The organism is Nonomuraea sp. NPDC003560 (assembly GCF_042878785.1).
In the GTDB taxonomy this organism is placed as follows: Bacteria; Actinomycetota; Actinomycetes; order Streptosporangiales; family Streptosporangiaceae; genus Nonomuraea.
On record NZ_JBIAOF010000010.1, the window covers coordinates 376838 to 390018 of the forward strand.

General features: G+C 74.1%; 12 protein-coding genes. 7 read left to right on the forward strand and 5 right to left on the reverse strand.

The genetic code is table 11. The features are described from left to right. Positions 1–71: 71 nt before the first annotated feature. Positions 72–1529: an endo-1,4-beta-xylanase gene (locus ACFYUV_RS35180; protein WP_387676433.1), complete on the reverse strand. Its 1458-nt coding sequence runs from the start codon at positions 1527–1529 to the stop codon at positions 72–74. Positions 1530–2015: 486 nt separating this feature from the next. Further along, positions 2016–2837 carry a MerR family transcriptional regulator gene (locus tag ACFYUV_RS35185; protein WP_387676436.1) on the reverse strand — a complete coding sequence of 274 codons (822 nt, stop codon included), beginning with the start codon at positions 2835–2837 and terminating at the stop codon, positions 2016–2018. Positions 2838–2971: 134 nt separating this feature from the next. Here ACFYUV_RS35185 and ACFYUV_RS35190 point away from each other — a divergent pair, with 134 nt between their 5' ends. Further along, positions 2972–3397, forward strand: a complete 426-nt coding sequence (locus tag ACFYUV_RS35190) for a PQQ-binding-like beta-propeller repeat protein (RefSeq protein ID WP_387676439.1) — start codon at positions 2972–2974, stop codon at positions 3395–3397. Positions 3398–3508: 111 nt separating this feature from the next. Here the strand turns inward: ACFYUV_RS35190 and ACFYUV_RS35195 are convergent, their stop codons facing one another. After that, positions 3509–4114 (reverse strand): CBS domain-containing protein, encoded by a 606-nt coding sequence (locus ACFYUV_RS35195; RefSeq protein ID WP_387676442.1) that lies wholly within the window; start codon positions 4112–4114, stop codon positions 3509–3511. A gap of 202 nt (positions 4115–4316) precedes the next feature. On the opposite strand from ACFYUV_RS35195, the gene ACFYUV_RS35200 reads away from it, so the two are divergent. Further along, on the forward strand, positions 4317–5498 hold the full coding sequence (locus tag ACFYUV_RS35200; protein ID WP_387676445.1) for an acetate/propionate family kinase: 1182 nt from the start codon (positions 4317–4319) through the stop codon (positions 5496–5498). 15 nt (positions 5499–5513) lie between these two features. Here the strand turns inward: ACFYUV_RS35200 and ACFYUV_RS35205 are convergent, their stop codons facing one another. After that, positions 5514–6767 carry a hypothetical protein gene (locus tag ACFYUV_RS35205; protein WP_387676447.1) on the reverse strand — a complete coding sequence of 418 codons (1254 nt, stop codon included), beginning with the start codon at positions 6765–6767 and terminating at the stop codon, positions 5514–5516. A 228-nt stretch (positions 6768–6995) separates the two neighbouring features. Here ACFYUV_RS35205 and ACFYUV_RS35210 point away from each other — a divergent pair, with 228 nt between their 5' ends. Genes ACFYUV_RS35210 through ACFYUV_RS35220 form a run of 3 tightly spaced genes read left to right on the forward strand, consistent with a single transcriptional unit; the run spans position 6996 to position 8855 of the window. Further along, complete coding sequence (locus ACFYUV_RS35210; RefSeq protein WP_387676449.1) at positions 6996–7838, forward strand: universal stress protein; 843 nt, start codon at positions 6996–6998, stop codon at positions 7836–7838. Further along, a complete protein-coding gene (locus tag ACFYUV_RS35215; RefSeq protein ID WP_387676452.1) occupies positions 7835–8335 on the forward strand; it encodes an HPP family protein in 501 nt (166 codons plus the stop codon). Before ACFYUV_RS35210 ends, ACFYUV_RS35215 begins: the two co-directional genes overlap by 4 nt. A gap of 1 nt (position 8336) precedes the next feature. Beyond that, positions 8337–8855: a flavodoxin family protein gene (locus ACFYUV_RS35220; protein WP_387676455.1), complete on the forward strand. Its 519-nt coding sequence runs from the start codon at positions 8337–8339 to the stop codon at positions 8853–8855. A 45-nt stretch (positions 8856–8900) separates the two neighbouring features. Here ACFYUV_RS35220 and ACFYUV_RS35225 read toward each other — a convergent pair whose 3' ends face one another. Then, entirely contained in the window at positions 8901–11411 is a 2511-nt protein-coding gene (locus tag ACFYUV_RS35225; RefSeq protein WP_387676458.1) for a cation-translocating P-type ATPase, read from the reverse strand. Between the two features lie 218 nt (positions 11412–11629). Between ACFYUV_RS35225 and ACFYUV_RS35230 the strand changes: the two genes are divergently transcribed. Together ACFYUV_RS35230 and ACFYUV_RS35235 are read left to right on the forward strand one after the other, a co-directional pair. After that, on the forward strand, positions 11630–12190 hold the full coding sequence (locus ACFYUV_RS35230; protein WP_387676461.1) for a universal stress protein: 561 nt from the start codon (positions 11630–11632) through the stop codon (positions 12188–12190). Between the two features lie 16 nt (positions 12191–12206). Then, on the forward strand, positions 12207–13055 hold the full coding sequence (locus ACFYUV_RS35235) for a universal stress protein (RefSeq protein WP_387676464.1): 849 nt from the start codon (positions 12207–12209) through the stop codon (positions 13053–13055). The last annotated feature ends 126 nt before the right edge of the window (positions 13056–13181 follow it).

Here is a 13181-nt window from a genome sequence, read left to right on the forward strand (position 1 = left end):
CGGGGAAGGGGGTGGTCAGCGGGCGAGGTCGCGCCGGGGTGCCGGGCCCCGGCGCGACGGGCCGGTGACGCTCACGCGGCGCCCGCGTTGTAGGTCCACTTCTGGTTGCTGCCGCCCCAGCAGGTGTACAGCTGCAGCCCCGTGCCGTTGCCGGTGCCGCCGCCCACGGCGTCCAGGCACAGCCCGGACTGCACGCCCACGATCGTGCCGTCGGTGTTGACGCGCCACTTCTGGTTGTCGCCGCCCCAGCAGGAGTAGATCTGGATCTTGGCGCCGTTGCCCGTGCCTCCGGCGTCCAGGCACTTGTTGCCGTACACCTTCAGTTCCCCTGCCGAGGTCTGGGTCCACTGCTGGTTGCTCTGGCCGTTGCAGTCCCAGAGCTGGACGGCCGTGCCGTCGGTGGTGCTGGAGCCGGGCACGTCCACGCAGCGGCCGGCGGCCGTGCTCCTGATCTGCCCCGCGCCGCCGCCGGGCGGCGGTGTCGTGCCGCCGCCGTTCAGCGCGTTGAGCACGGCCGTGTAGGCGGCCTTCTTGTTGCCGTTGCCGTCGAAGAGCAGCGCGGCGGCGCCGGAGCCGAGCCAGGAGTCGGTGTCGCGCACGCCCCAGGTGGTGATGCCGGCGCACCGCGGCACCGCCAGGCAGTCGTTGACGACGCTGGCGTACGTGGTGGCCGAGCCGCCCTGGATGTCCAGCTCGGTGATCTGCACGTCCACGCCGAGCGCGGCGAAGCTCTGGATGGTCGTGCGGTAGTTGCTGTTGTACGGGCTGTTGCCGTTGAAGTGCGACTGCAGGCCGACGCAGTCGATCGGCACGCCCCGGGCCTTGAAGTCCTTGACCATGTTGTAGACGCCCTGCGTCTTGGCCCAGGTCCAGTTGTCGATGTTGTAGTCGTTGTAGCACAGCTTGGCGGCCGGGTCGGCGGCGCGTGCGGTGCGGAAGGCCACCTCGATCCAGTCGTTGCCGGTGCGCTGGAGGTTGGAGTCGCGCCGGCCGCCGCCGCTGTCGGCGTAGGCCTCGTTGACCACGTCCCAGGCGTAGATCTTGCCCTTGTAGTGGGACATGACGCCGTTGATGTGGTCGATCATCGCCTGGCGCAGCGAGCTGCCCGACAACGACTGCATCCAGCCGGGCTGCTGGGAGTGCCAGGCCAGGGTGTGGCCGCGTACCCGCTTGCCGTTCTGCACGGCCCAGTTGTAGACCCGGTCGCCGTTGGTGAAGGTGAACTGCCCCCGGTTGGGCTCGGTGGCGTCGATCTTCATCTCGTTCTCGGCCGTCACCATGGTGAACTCGCGGTTGGCGATCGTCGTGTAGGCGGAGTCGCCGAGTTTGCCCGCGGCGATGGCGGTGCCGAAGTAGCGGCCGCTCTGCGCGGCGGCCGCGCCGAGCGTGCTCGCCGCGGCATCGGCCGGAATCGCCGTCGCCAGTGCCGTGAGCAGGCCGAGCGCGCCGAGTGCGCCGGTGATCAGCGCCCGGCGGCGCGCGCGGAGCGGCCGTCCGGCGGTCGGTGGGGACATGGCGTTGACACGCATGCTTGAGCCTCCGTACGCGAATCATGGGGGGGAAGGTCGTGCGGACGCACTTCGGAGGGGTGCGCCCAGGGCGTTCGGGAGCGGGTAGGGGGAGCCGGGCTCGGGCACTCAGTGTGTGGATCTCGCCGAAAGTTGTCAAGATTCGGGTAAAACTTTCGGAGCCGTCTTGCTGGTGTGGGCATGTCATCCAGGGCCGCTAGCTGTCGAAAGTTTTCGGCCGACGGGTCGTGAAAGTTTCACGGGGGCGGGCGGCGGCCGGTCCGAGGTGAGGGCGCGTTTCGGGCGCTTCGGGCTTCGGGGCCTCTTGACGGGGTCGTCGGGCTCGTATTTGCTCCGTCCCGCGGGCACCGCGACTTGTTGGCGTTGACACACGAACGGGCGGAACCATGAAGCGAGACTCCGACGGAACCAACCAGAGGCGGACCTGGACACGATGACCCTGGCTGTTCGGCGCGGCCCGGCCCGAGCCGCGCCGAGGGCCGTCGCTCAGGAGGGCGGCGCGAACGGGGCCACCACGTCGGTGACGTGCTCCGCCGGGGCCGCCGTCTCCCGGTTCGGGTGGTAGATCTCGCGCATGGACAGCGCCGGGACCAGCCCGTGGTCGTCCAGCCAGGCTTTGAGCGTGTCGTACGCCGGCAGGATCGCCGGGTAGTGCGACCGCTCCTTGCTGACCTCGACGTACGCGGCCCGGTGGGACGGCTCCAGCCGGACGCCGATCCGGCCGGCGGGCTCGATCGGGCTCCCGGTCGGCAGGCACACCTCCACCGGGCCGTTGGAGTCCTCGCCCACCGTGCCGTGGAAGACGGCGAACGGCGGCCCGGACAGGCAGCCGCCGGCCGCCCCCAGGTGGGCGAAGAGCGCGGCCGAGGCGTCCGTGATGAAGTCCGCCAGGCCGGAGGCGCGCGCATGGCCGTGGATGAAGATCACGCGCTGCTCGGGCACGTCCCGCAGGCGCACCTCGTACGCGGGGGTCGCCTCCTCCAGGAAGACCTGCCGGATGTAGGTCAGCAGCGACTGACGTGCCCGCCACTGCTCCTCGCGGTGACTCCAGTGCTTCGCGATGGCCTCGACCGCCGCGGGGCCGTCCAGCCGCAGCACCCTGCCGACCTCGGCGAGCGGCATGTCGATGGCGCGCAGCAGCGTGATGCGCCGGGCCACGGCGAGCTGCGCCCGGCCGTAACGGCGGAAACCGGTGCGGGGATCGACCTCGGCGGGCGGCAGCAGCCCCTTGGCGTCGTAGAGCCGCAGCGCCTTGAGCGTCAGGTTGGACCGCGCGGCGAACTGTCCAGTGGTCATCAGATCGGACACCGCCCGAGTATGGACCCTGCCCCTGGGGCGGACACAAACGACCCGGATCACAGCCCCGGGCAGGCCACCGAGCCCCTTGCAGGGGTGGGCGTCCGGAACTGGCGGCAGCCGGGTGATCTTTCGGTTCTGCGGCATTGGTCGCCGCTGGTCCTTCCCCTCCGGATCGTCCGCCTCCTGCCCCACGGGGGACGCAGGCCTCGGGGTCCGCGGCGAGGGCGTCCCGTCGGCGGGGCTGCGGGACAACCCGTACGGGAACGCCATGGGGGGTGTCGGACGAGCTGCTGACCGTGCGCTCGAAGACCGCGGTGACCGCCTACCGGATCGCCGACGGCGCGCTCACCTGGCGGCGTGACCTGGACGCGGCGCGCGATGGCACCGTGCTGACGGACGGCGTGCACACCTACGTCGCCGAGGACACGACGACACTGGTCAAGCTCGACGCCCGCACGGGCCGCGTCGTCGACCGGCGTCGCTTCGACGACGACGTCACCCCGCGGTCGATGCGCGACGGCCTGGCCGCGATCGGCGTCGGCGCCGGCGACGACGTGCTGGTCGGCTGACCCGGCCGAGAAGGCGACCACGTCATGGACGGCCGGTCGTCACAGCGACGGCGGTCTTGACCGTGCGGGCCGGATTCACGGCGACGGCCAGTTTCACACTGACGGCCCGTTTCACGGCGACGGCCGGACATGTCTGACCCGGACGACGCCGGGCACCGTGCGGGCCAGCACGCCGGCGATGTGGTCGGCCTGCTGCCGGGACGGCCCGCGCAGCTCGGCCACGCCGTCGCGGACGGAGACGTCCCAGCTCGGGCCCGCCGGGTACTGCTCGCGCAGCGCGGCCTCGACCGCCTGGCGCAGGTCTTCGTCGGGGCGGGCGAGCATGGCCATCAGGTCACGGCGGCTGACCATCCCGGCGATCCGGCCGCCGGTCACGACGGGCAGGCTCTTGACCCGCTCGCGGACCATGAGATCGACGGCGACGGTGACGTCGGTGGTCTCGGTGACCGTGACGACGTCGCGGCTCATGACGTCCATGACCTGGCGGGGCGGCGGCTCGTCGGCCGGCGCGGCCGGGCGGACGGTCGCGCGGGGATCGGGCTCGAACTCCCCCCGCAGCAGGTCCAGTTCGCTGACCACGCCGACGAGCCGGCCGTCGTCGCCGACGACGGGCGCGGCGGTGATGTCGTGGCCGTGCAGGACCCGCACGGCCCGCCGCACCGGATCGGTGTCGCGGACGGTGACGGCCGGGCTGCTCATGACCTCGCGGACGAGCATCGCTGTCTGGCCTCCCACTCGAAGTCGTCGGTCTTCCAGGTCAGCTTGCCACGACGGTCGTCCCACGGCCCGCTCCGTCCGGGGTGGCGGCCTCGTGGCTCTCCCATCACAACGCGGGACGCGACCGGGCCGGTAGGGCCGGAAGTCCCGAACGAGATCCGTGCCGCCACCCGACCCCCGGAACGGACTTAGGGTCATGGGCATGGCCGACCCCATTCTCGTGCTGAACACGGGATCCTCCTCCATCAAGTACGAGCTCGTCGATCCGCACACCCGCGAGCGCGCCGCCCGAGGGCTGGTCGAGCGCATCGGCGAGGACCGCGGGCGGATCACGCACCACGGCGGGGACGGGCCGCCGTACGTCCGGGAACGTCCCTTCCCCAGCCACGGGGACGGGCTGGAGGCGATGCTGGCGGCGTTCGCCGCCGCCGGGCCCGAGCCGGCGCCGGTCGCGGTCGGGCACCGGGTGGTGCACGGCGGCACCCGGTTCACCGACGCGGTGCTGATCGACGACGACGTCATCGCCGCGATCGAGGAGCTGGCCCCGCTCGCGCCCCTGCACAACCCGGTCAACCTGACCGGCATCCGGCTGGCGCTCAAGGTGTTCCCTGACGTGCCGCAGGTGGCCGTGTTCGACACCGCGTTCCACCGCACGCTGCCGCCCGAGGCGTACACGTACGCGGTGCCGCGCGAGTGGCGGGCGCAGGGCGTGCGGCGCTTCGGCTTCCACGGCACCTCGTGCGCGTACGTCTCCCGCCGCGCCGCCGCCGTCCTGGGCCGCGACCTCGCCGGGCTCAACCTGATCGTGCTCCACCTCGGCAACGGCGCCAGCGCCACCGCGATCTCCGGCGGGCGCAGCGTCGACACCTCCATGGGCATGACGCCGCTGGAAGGGCTGGTCATGGGCACCCGCTCGGGCGACGTCGATCCGGCGTTGGCCGCGTACCTGGCCCGCACCGGCGGCCTGGACGCCCAGCAGGTGGAGCACGAGCTCAGCCACCGCGGCGGCCTGCTCGCGCTCACCGGGTCCGGCGACATGCGCCAGGTACGCGCCCGCGACGACGACGAGGCCAGGCTGGCCCTGGAGATCTACACCCGGCGCATCCGCAAGTACGTCGGCGCCTACCACGCGCTGCTCGGCTGCCGGGTGGACGCGATCGTGCTCACCGGCGGCGTCGGCGAGCACGACGCCGCCACCCGCGCCGCCTGCCTGGCGGGGCTGGAGCGGCTCGGCATCGCGGTGGACCCCGTGCTCAACGCCGCGGGGGCGTCCGGCGAGCGTGCGGTGTCCGTCCCCGGCGCCGAGGTGCCCGTGCTCGTCATCCCCACCGACGAGGAGTGGGAGATCGCCCACCAGACGCTCGCGCGGCTGACGTCCTCCTGACGGGACCGGGCCGCGCTACGCGCCTTTGTCGGTGTTCCGGTTGAACGTCGGGAGCGTGGTCATGTCGCGGGCGGCGGCGAGGTGGGAGGCGAAGTTCGGGTCGAGGAACCCCAGGAGGAGCACGACGGCCCAGGCCACGACGGCGATCATGGCGCCGTCGTCGAAGGGGGCCGGGAGCCTGAGGCCCAGCCGGTCGGCGGCCACCAGGCCGGCCACCGGCAGCAGGGCGATGACCAGGGTCCGGACGGTCTCCAGGACGCGGGCGTGCCACGTCCGGCGGGTCTCCTCCGGGGTGGTGTCGCGGGTGGGGAGCCGGTCGTACTCGCCCGTGATGACCGTGCGGGTCAGCTCGGCGACGCGGGTGCGGAGGTCGTCGAAGGCGGTCGGGGACGGCAGCGCCACCCACAGCTGGAGGTCGATGACGGCCCTGGACGCCTCGACCGCGCGGGCGCGGACCACGGCCCTGGTCAGCGGCGTCCCGCCGCGGGCGGCGGTCGGGATGCCGACCCGCAGCAGGAAGGAGACCTTGCCCAGGAGAGCGAGGATCTCCCTGCGCGTCCCCGGCGGGAGCTGCCCGCGGCGGTCGGGTTCGGCGCGGGCCAGGATGGCCGCCAGCTGCTCGAAGAGCGGCTCGGTGGGCGAGGCGCGGGACTCGCGGTCCCACTGCCACATCACCGCCTTGACCGGGATGATCCCGAGGACCAGGGCGCAGCAGACGGTGCCGATGCTCTGGGGGATCGGCATCCATGCCCGGCCCGCCAGGTCGACCGCCCACGCCGGGCCGGTGGCGTGGCGGAGGTACAGGGCGGCCGGGAAGCAGCCGATTCCCAGCATGGTGATCAGCGGGTCGAGGAGGTAGCGGAAGAGCGGGCGATGCCGCCGGTTCTCGACCCAGACGGAGCCCCAGATGAAGACCGTGAGACCCACGACGGCCAGGAAGATCTTCTGCACGGAGGTGACGGAGAACACCGAGACCACGAAGACGACGGCCGCGCCGAGCATGGGCAGCAGGACCCAGGCGCTCACGCAGTCCTCGACGTGCTTGCGCCGCACCGACCAGCGGGCGGTGGACGCGGCCACCGCCCGGTAGCGGCCGCGCAGGGATGCCGGGTCGTCGGCGGGATCCAGGCTCCGAGCGAAGACCGGCCAGGTGCCGTCCAACTTCTTGGCCAGGGCGAACATCTCCGCCAGCTGGGGTCTTTCCAGCAGGTCGCCGGTGCGGGCGGGCGCGGCGGGCGCTGCGACGGGGGGAACCGCTTCTTCGGTCATGAGGACGTCCTCACGTTGAGCGGGCTACTGCGCGAGGAGGGGGCGCTCATCGACACTACAGAGCGTGGGGAGGGTGAGCCGATGGCGTGACCGGATCGTGCCAGATCTTCTCCCCGCGACGCCGATGAGGACCAACGGCCCTGCCGGGCGGGACTTCCTCCTCCGGCGCCGCGCCGCCGCCCGTAGGAGCCTGAGGGTGAGAGCTTCGACCGGTGAAGGAGATGCGCGATGAGCACTCACATCGTCGTCGGTGTGGACGGGTCCGTCCCGGCGACCGGAGCGGTGGAATGGGCGGCCGCCGACGCGCGGCGGCGGGGCCTGGACCTGCGTCTCGTGCACGTCGGCCCGCAGTGGCTGCACGAAGCGAACGCCGAGCACTGCGCCCGCCTGCTGGCGGAGGCCGCCGACCGGGCCCGCGCGCTGGCCGGCGACGTCAAGGTGACGACGGAGCTGCTGTCCGGGAACGTGGCCGGGGAGCTGATCCGCGAGTCGGCGACGGCCCGTGGAGTGGTGCTGGGCAGCCGGGGGCTCGGCGGGTTCGCCGGGATGACGGTCGGCTCGGTGAGCCTGGCGGTGGCCGGGCACGCGTCCGGGCCGGTCGTGGTCGTCCGCGCCCCCGCCGCCGTCGCGGAGCACGGCAGGGTGGTGGTGGGCTACGACGGGTCGCAGGACGCGCAGGCGGCCATGGAGTACGCCGTCGAGCAGGCCAGGGCCCGCGGCGCCCGGCTGCACGTGGTCTCGGCCTGGCAGATGCCCGTCTTCTCCCCGTACGCAGTCACGTACAACAGCCTGATCGAGGACCTGATGCGCGAGGAGACCGGCGCGGCGCGCGAGCGGGTCGTGCCCTGGCGGGAGGCCAACCCGGACCTGGTCATCACCGACGAGCAGCCGTGCGCCCACCCGGTCACCGCCCTGATGCAGGCGGCCGGATCGGCCGACCTGGTCGTCGTGGGCTCGCGCGGCCGGGGCGGGTTCGCCTCCGCCGTGCTCGGCTCGGTCAGCCACGGCGTGCTGCACCACGTGACCTGCCCGGTCGCCGTGGTCCGGCCGGACGCGGAGGAGCGGTCATGAACGGGTCATCGACGGCTGGACAGGTCATGAACGGGTCGCCGACGGCGGGACAGGTCATGAGCCGGGTCCTGGTGGCCGTCAAGGCCGAGGAGTCGCCGCTGATGGCCTGGGAGCTGATGCGCCGGGCCGGCGTGCACCACCTGCCGGTCCTCGACGGAGGGCGGCTGCTGGGCATCCTGACCAGGGAGTGCCTGGCCGCGTCCTGGTCCGGCGGGCCGCAGGAGCAGGCCGGCCGCGAGGTGCGGGACCTGCTCGGCGGCGCGCGCACGCCCCGGGTGGGGCCGGACACCCCGCTGAGCAGGGTCGCCGCCGCCATGCTGGACGCCGACGTGGACGCCGTGCCCGTGCTGTCCGACGACGGCCTGGTGGGCCTGATCACCGCCCGGGACGTCCTGTCGGCGGTCGCCGGACGGATCGCGCCGCGGCCCGAGCCGAGCGAGGTGGTGACCGGGATGTTCCACCTCGAACCCATCCTGCCGGAACGGCGGGAGGCGTGAGATGAAGGCACTGGTCGTCTACGAGTCCATGTACGGCAACACCGAGCGGATCGCCCAGGCCGTGGCCGAGGGGCTGGCCACCCGGATGCGGGCCGAGGTGGCGGAGGTCGGCTCGGCCCCCGCGCACGTGGGGGACGAGGTCACCCTCCTGGTGGTGGGCGGCCCGACGCACGCCTTCTCCATGAGCCGGGCCTCCACCCGCGAGTCGGCCGCCCAGCAGGCCGCCGGGCCGCTGGTGTCGCGCGGCAGGGGCGTGCGCGAGTGGCTGGCCACGCTCAGCACGTCGTCGGCCGGGCTCTGCTCGGCGGCGTTCGACACCCGCGTGGCCAAGCCCCGCCTGCCGGGCTCGGCGGGCCGGGCGGTCGCCAAGCGGCTGCGCCGCCTCGGCGTCCGGCTCGCCGTGCCGCCGTGCAGCTTCTACGTGACCGGGACGCAGGGGCCGCTGGTGCCGGGCGAGCTGGAGCGGGCCAGGCAGTGGGGCGAGAGCCTGGCGGCGTCCTTCCCGGTGCCCGCGTCCTGACGACTGTTGAAACGGCGCCCGGCGGTTCTCCGCCGGGCGCCGTTCTCAGTCCTGCGCGGGAGTGGGGGACGGGTGCAGGATCCGGTCCAGGCGGGCGGCCGCGTAGCCCAGCGTGGACAGCGCGACGACGACCAGCAGATCCCCCGGCGACAGCGGCCGGGTGCCGAGCAGCTCGCGCAGCGGCGGCAGGTAGATCCCGGCCAGCTGCAGGACGAACGCGCCGCCCACGGCGAGCAGCAGCATCGGGTTGGCCAGGGTGCCGGGACGCGTCCGGGTGCCCAGCGCCACGCCGAGCTGGGTGGCGCCGAGGGCGAAGAAGGCCATGCTCTGCCAGGGCCGCCCGGTCATCGCCCCCCAGACGGCGACGCCCAGGGTGACGGCCGTGAGCACCACGGCGATGCGGACGACCCGCTGCCACAGGCCCGCCCCCATGATGCTCTGACCCGGCGGACGCGGCGGCTGCGACATGGTTCCCGGCACCGTCGGCTCCCCGCCCAGCGCCACGCCGGGCAGGCCGTGGGTGAGCAGGTTGATCCACAGGATCTGCGCGGGCAGCAGCGGCAGCGGCAACCCGAGGAACGGGCCCAGCACCATCACCGCGATCTCCGCCGCGCCGCCCGACAGGCCGTAGACCAGGAACCGGCGGATGTTGGCGTAGACCCGGCGGCCCTCCTCGACGGCCGCCACGACGGTGTCCAGGTTGTCGTCGGCGAGCACGAGGTCGGCGGCCTGCCGGGCGACCTCGGTGCCGCGCCTGCCCATGGCCACCCCGATGTCGGCGCGGCGCAGCGCCGGGCCGTCGTTGACGCCGTCGCCGGTCATCGCCAGGACCTCGCCCCGGGTGCGCAGGCTCTCGATGATGTCGAGTTTCTGCTCGGGGGTGGCCCGCGCGTAGACGCCGGCCGGGCCGTTGTCGAATGCGCCGGGTTCGCGGCAGTCGACGACCCGGTCGCCGACGCGGATGATGCCGAGGTCGGCGGCGACCGCGCGGGCGGTGCCCGGATGGTCGCCGGTGATGAGGACCGTCCTGATGCCGGCCCGCGCGCAGTCGGCCACGGCCGCGGCCGCCGCCTCACGCGGCGGGTCGAGGATCGCGACCAGCCCGAGCAGCCTCAGCCCGTCCTCCCGCACGGGATGCGGGACGGCGTCGAGGTCGGCGGCGGCGACCGCCAGCACGCGGTAGCCGTCCCGGGCGAACCGGTCGGCGCGTTCGGCGGCGCGGGCCGGCAGCTCCGGGTCGTCGGCCAGCACGTCCGGGCGCAGCAGCGCCTCCGGGGCGCCCTTGCAGATCAGGCGGACGCCGCCGCCCGGCAGCAGGTGCACCGTGCTCATCCGCTTGCGGTCGCTGTCGAAGGGCAGCTCGGCGATTCTGGGGAACCGTTCCTGGAGGTCCGCGCGGTCGAGGCCGAGCCGGGCGGCGGCGGCCAGCAGCGCGGCCTCGGTGGGGTCGCCCAGCGCCGTCCATTCCTCCCCGTTCTCCTGGGGCGGGCGCAGGCGGGCGTCGTTGCACAGCGCCGCGGCGGTCAGCAGCTCGGCGAACTCGTCCGGGTCCCCGCCGGTGATCTTGCCGTCGGGCGCGTAGCCGGAGCCGGTGACCGCGGCCTCGGCCGCCGGGGTCCACAGGTGCCGGGCGACCATCCGGCCCTCGGTGAGGGTGCCCGTCTTGTCGGTGGCGAGCACCGTCACCGAGCCCAGCGTCTCCACGGCGGGCAGGTTGCGGACGAGCGCGTCACGGGCAGCCATCCGGCGGGCGCCCAGGGCCAGGCTCAGGGTCACGACCGCGGGCAGCGACTCGGGCACGGCGGCGACCACCAGGCTGATCGCGGTCACCACCATCAGCTCGACCGGCTGGCCGCGGACCAGGCCCAGGACCAGCACCAGCGCCGACAGCAGCACCGCGACACCGGCCAGCAGCCGTCCGACCCCGACCAGGCGGCGCTGCAGCGGCGTGAGCCCGGCCCCCTTGACCATGAGGGAGGCGATGCGCCCGCTCGCGCTCGCCGCGCCGATCGCGGTGACCACCGCCCGGCCCCTGCCGCGGGCCACGACGGTGCCCGAGGAGACCGCCGCGCCCGCGTCCTTGTCCACCGGGACGGACTCGCCCGTCAGCGCCGACTCGTCGACCAGCAGCGCCGCCGACTCCACCACCTCGGCGTCGGCCGGGACGATGTCGCCCTCGGCGAGCACCAGCAGGTCTCCGACCACGACGTCACCGGCCGGGATCCGCCGCTGGTGGCCGTCGCGCACCACGCGGGCCTCGGGGGTGGCCAGCTCGGCCAGGGCCGTGATGGCGCGGTCGGCGCGCACCTCCTGCGTCACGCCGACGGCCGTGTTGACCACGATGACCAGCGCGATCACCGCGGCGTCCGTCCAGTCGCCGGTGCCGACGGTCAGCGCCGCCGCGATCAGCAGCACGATGATCAGCGGATCGCGGAGCTGGGTGACGACGCGCCGCCACAGCGGGGTGGGCGGTTTGCGCGGGAGCAGGTTGGGGCCGTCGCGTTCCAGGCGGACGGCTGCCTCCGCCGACGACAGGCCAGAGGACGAGGGCGTCACGTGGATGTCCTTCCTGCCCGCCGTGGCCCTCGGGCCGGCGGAATCGCTGCGAGGTGTCTTCAGGATCTAGTCTTCGCCCTGCTCAGGGCGGTAAACGTGCAGGTCTCCCCGCCCCTCCAGCCTCCGGACACCGGCCGGACGGCGGCAGGGTCGAAAGTCACCGGAAGCGGGGCCTTCGGCCCTGTTCCGCCCAGGTCGTGCGGGCGGATCGTGGAGATATGAGCATTCGCCTGATCGTGGCCGGGACCGACGGCACCGAGGACTGCGTGGCCGCGCTGCTGTGGGCCGCCGACGAGGCGGCCCGTCGCGGGGCGCGGCTGGTCGTGGTGCACGCCTGGGAGTCCTCGATCGAGCACAGGGCGCCGTACGCGCCCTGCCCGTCCCGGCCCGCCGGGTTCGAGGAGGCGCGTGCGAGCGCCGTGCTCGATCAGGCGGTGGCCCTGGTCATGGACCGGTTCCCCGGCGTCGCCGTCGAGGCGCGGCTCGTGCGGGGCCGCCCGGAGACGGCGCTCGCGGACCAGGCGCGCGGGGCCGGCCTGCTGGTGCTCGGTTCCGCCGCGCGGCCCGCCGGGGACGGGCGGCTGGGCGCGGTGCTGCTGTCGTGCCTGCGCCTGCCGCCGTGTCCCGTGGTCGTGGTGCAGGCCGCGGCGACGGACGGCGGGACGCCGTCGAGGCCGCCCGCCCTCGCCGGACGGCATCGGGGAAGGCCCTTCGGCCCTGGCCCGGCCGACCTTCGGCTCTGCGAGGGACAGCGGGAGGCCGGGTCTCATGGGAGGTGACGAAGGAGGGAACATCATGATCGTTGTTGGAGCCGACGGCTCGGTGGCCTCGCGCGCCGCCGTCGCATGGGCCGCCGACGACGCCTTCCGCATGCGGCTGCCGCTGCGGATCGTGCACGCCGTGGACCGCACGCCGTACCAGATCCACCGGTTCTCCCCGGGCTGGGCGCCCGACCTGCCGGCGGACGAGGGCGAGCGGATCCTGCGGGAGGCCGAGGCGCTGGCCCGGGAACGGCAGCCGTCCGTCGAGGTCACGACGCAGGACGTCGAAGGTCTGCCGGCGGTCGTGCTGCGCGGGCAGGAGAAGGAGGCCGCCGAGATCGTGCTCGGCAGCCGCGGCCTCGGCGGGTTCGCCGGCGCGCTGCTGGGCTCGGTCAGCACGCACGTCGCCGGGCACGCCCGCTGTCCCGTCGTGGTGGTGCGCGGCGACCGGCAGCAGGTGCGCGGCGAGGTGGTGGCCGGGGTGGACGACTCGCCGGAGTGCGAGCCCGCCCTGGCCCACGCCTTCGAGCAGGCCCGGCTGCGGGCCGCCACGCTGCGGGTGCTGCACGCCTGGCAGCTGCCCGTGCACGCGTTCGCGCCGGAGGCCGCCTACGCCATGGACGAGGTCCGCGCCGCACAGCAGCAGGTCGTCGACGATCGGGTGAACGTGTTCGCCGCCGACTACCCCGAGGTCGTCGTCGTGCGGGAGACGCCGTCGGCGCACCCCGTGGACGCGCTCACCGCGGCCTCCGACCACGCCGACCTGCTGGTGGTGGGGTCGCACGGGCGCGGCGGGCTGGGATCGGCGCTGCTCGGGTCGGTCAGCCGCGGCGTGCTGCACCACGCCCGCTGCCCGGTGGCGGTCGTCCGGCCGCGGGACTGACGGCACGTCGCCGCGTCGGCGGGCGTCGGGACGGGCGTCGGGACGGGCGTTGGGACGGGCGTGGAGCGCCTTTGCCTTTGTCTTGGCGACGGGCCGGTTACCAGAACCAGGGGGAGGCCGGGCGGG

What these genes read in the sequence shown, in the direction of transcription:
- ACFYUV_RS35215 (WP_387676452.1), top strand. Translation starts at nt 7,835, where the DNA reads ATGAACGGGTCATCGACGGCTGGACAGGTCATGAACGGGTCGCCGACG.
- ACFYUV_RS35195 (WP_387676442.1), bottom strand. Translation starts at nt 4,114, where the DNA reads ATGCTCGTCCGCGAGGTCATGAGCAGCCCGGCCGTCACCGTCCGCGAC.
- ACFYUV_RS35210 (WP_387676449.1), top strand. Translation starts at nt 6,996, where the DNA reads ATGAGCACTCACATCGTCGTCGGTGTGGACGGGTCCGTCCCGGCGACC.
- ACFYUV_RS35180 (WP_387676433.1), bottom strand. Translation starts at nt 1,529, where the DNA reads ATGCGTGTCAACGCCATGTCCCCACCGACCGCCGGACGGCCGCTCCGC.
- ACFYUV_RS35200 (WP_387676445.1), top strand. Translation starts at nt 4,317, where the DNA reads ATGGCCGACCCCATTCTCGTGCTGAACACGGGATCCTCCTCCATCAAG.
- ACFYUV_RS35230 (WP_387676461.1), top strand. Translation starts at nt 11,630, where the DNA reads ATGAGCATTCGCCTGATCGTGGCCGGGACCGACGGCACCGAGGACTGC.
- ACFYUV_RS35220 (WP_387676455.1), top strand. Translation starts at nt 8,337, where the DNA reads ATGAAGGCACTGGTCGTCTACGAGTCCATGTACGGCAACACCGAGCGG.
- ACFYUV_RS35235 (WP_387676464.1), top strand. Translation starts at nt 12,207, where the DNA reads ATGATCGTTGTTGGAGCCGACGGCTCGGTGGCCTCGCGCGCCGCCGTC.
- ACFYUV_RS35205 (WP_387676447.1), bottom strand. Translation starts at nt 6,767, where the DNA reads ATGACCGAAGAAGCGGTTCCCCCCGTCGCAGCGCCCGCCGCGCCCGCC.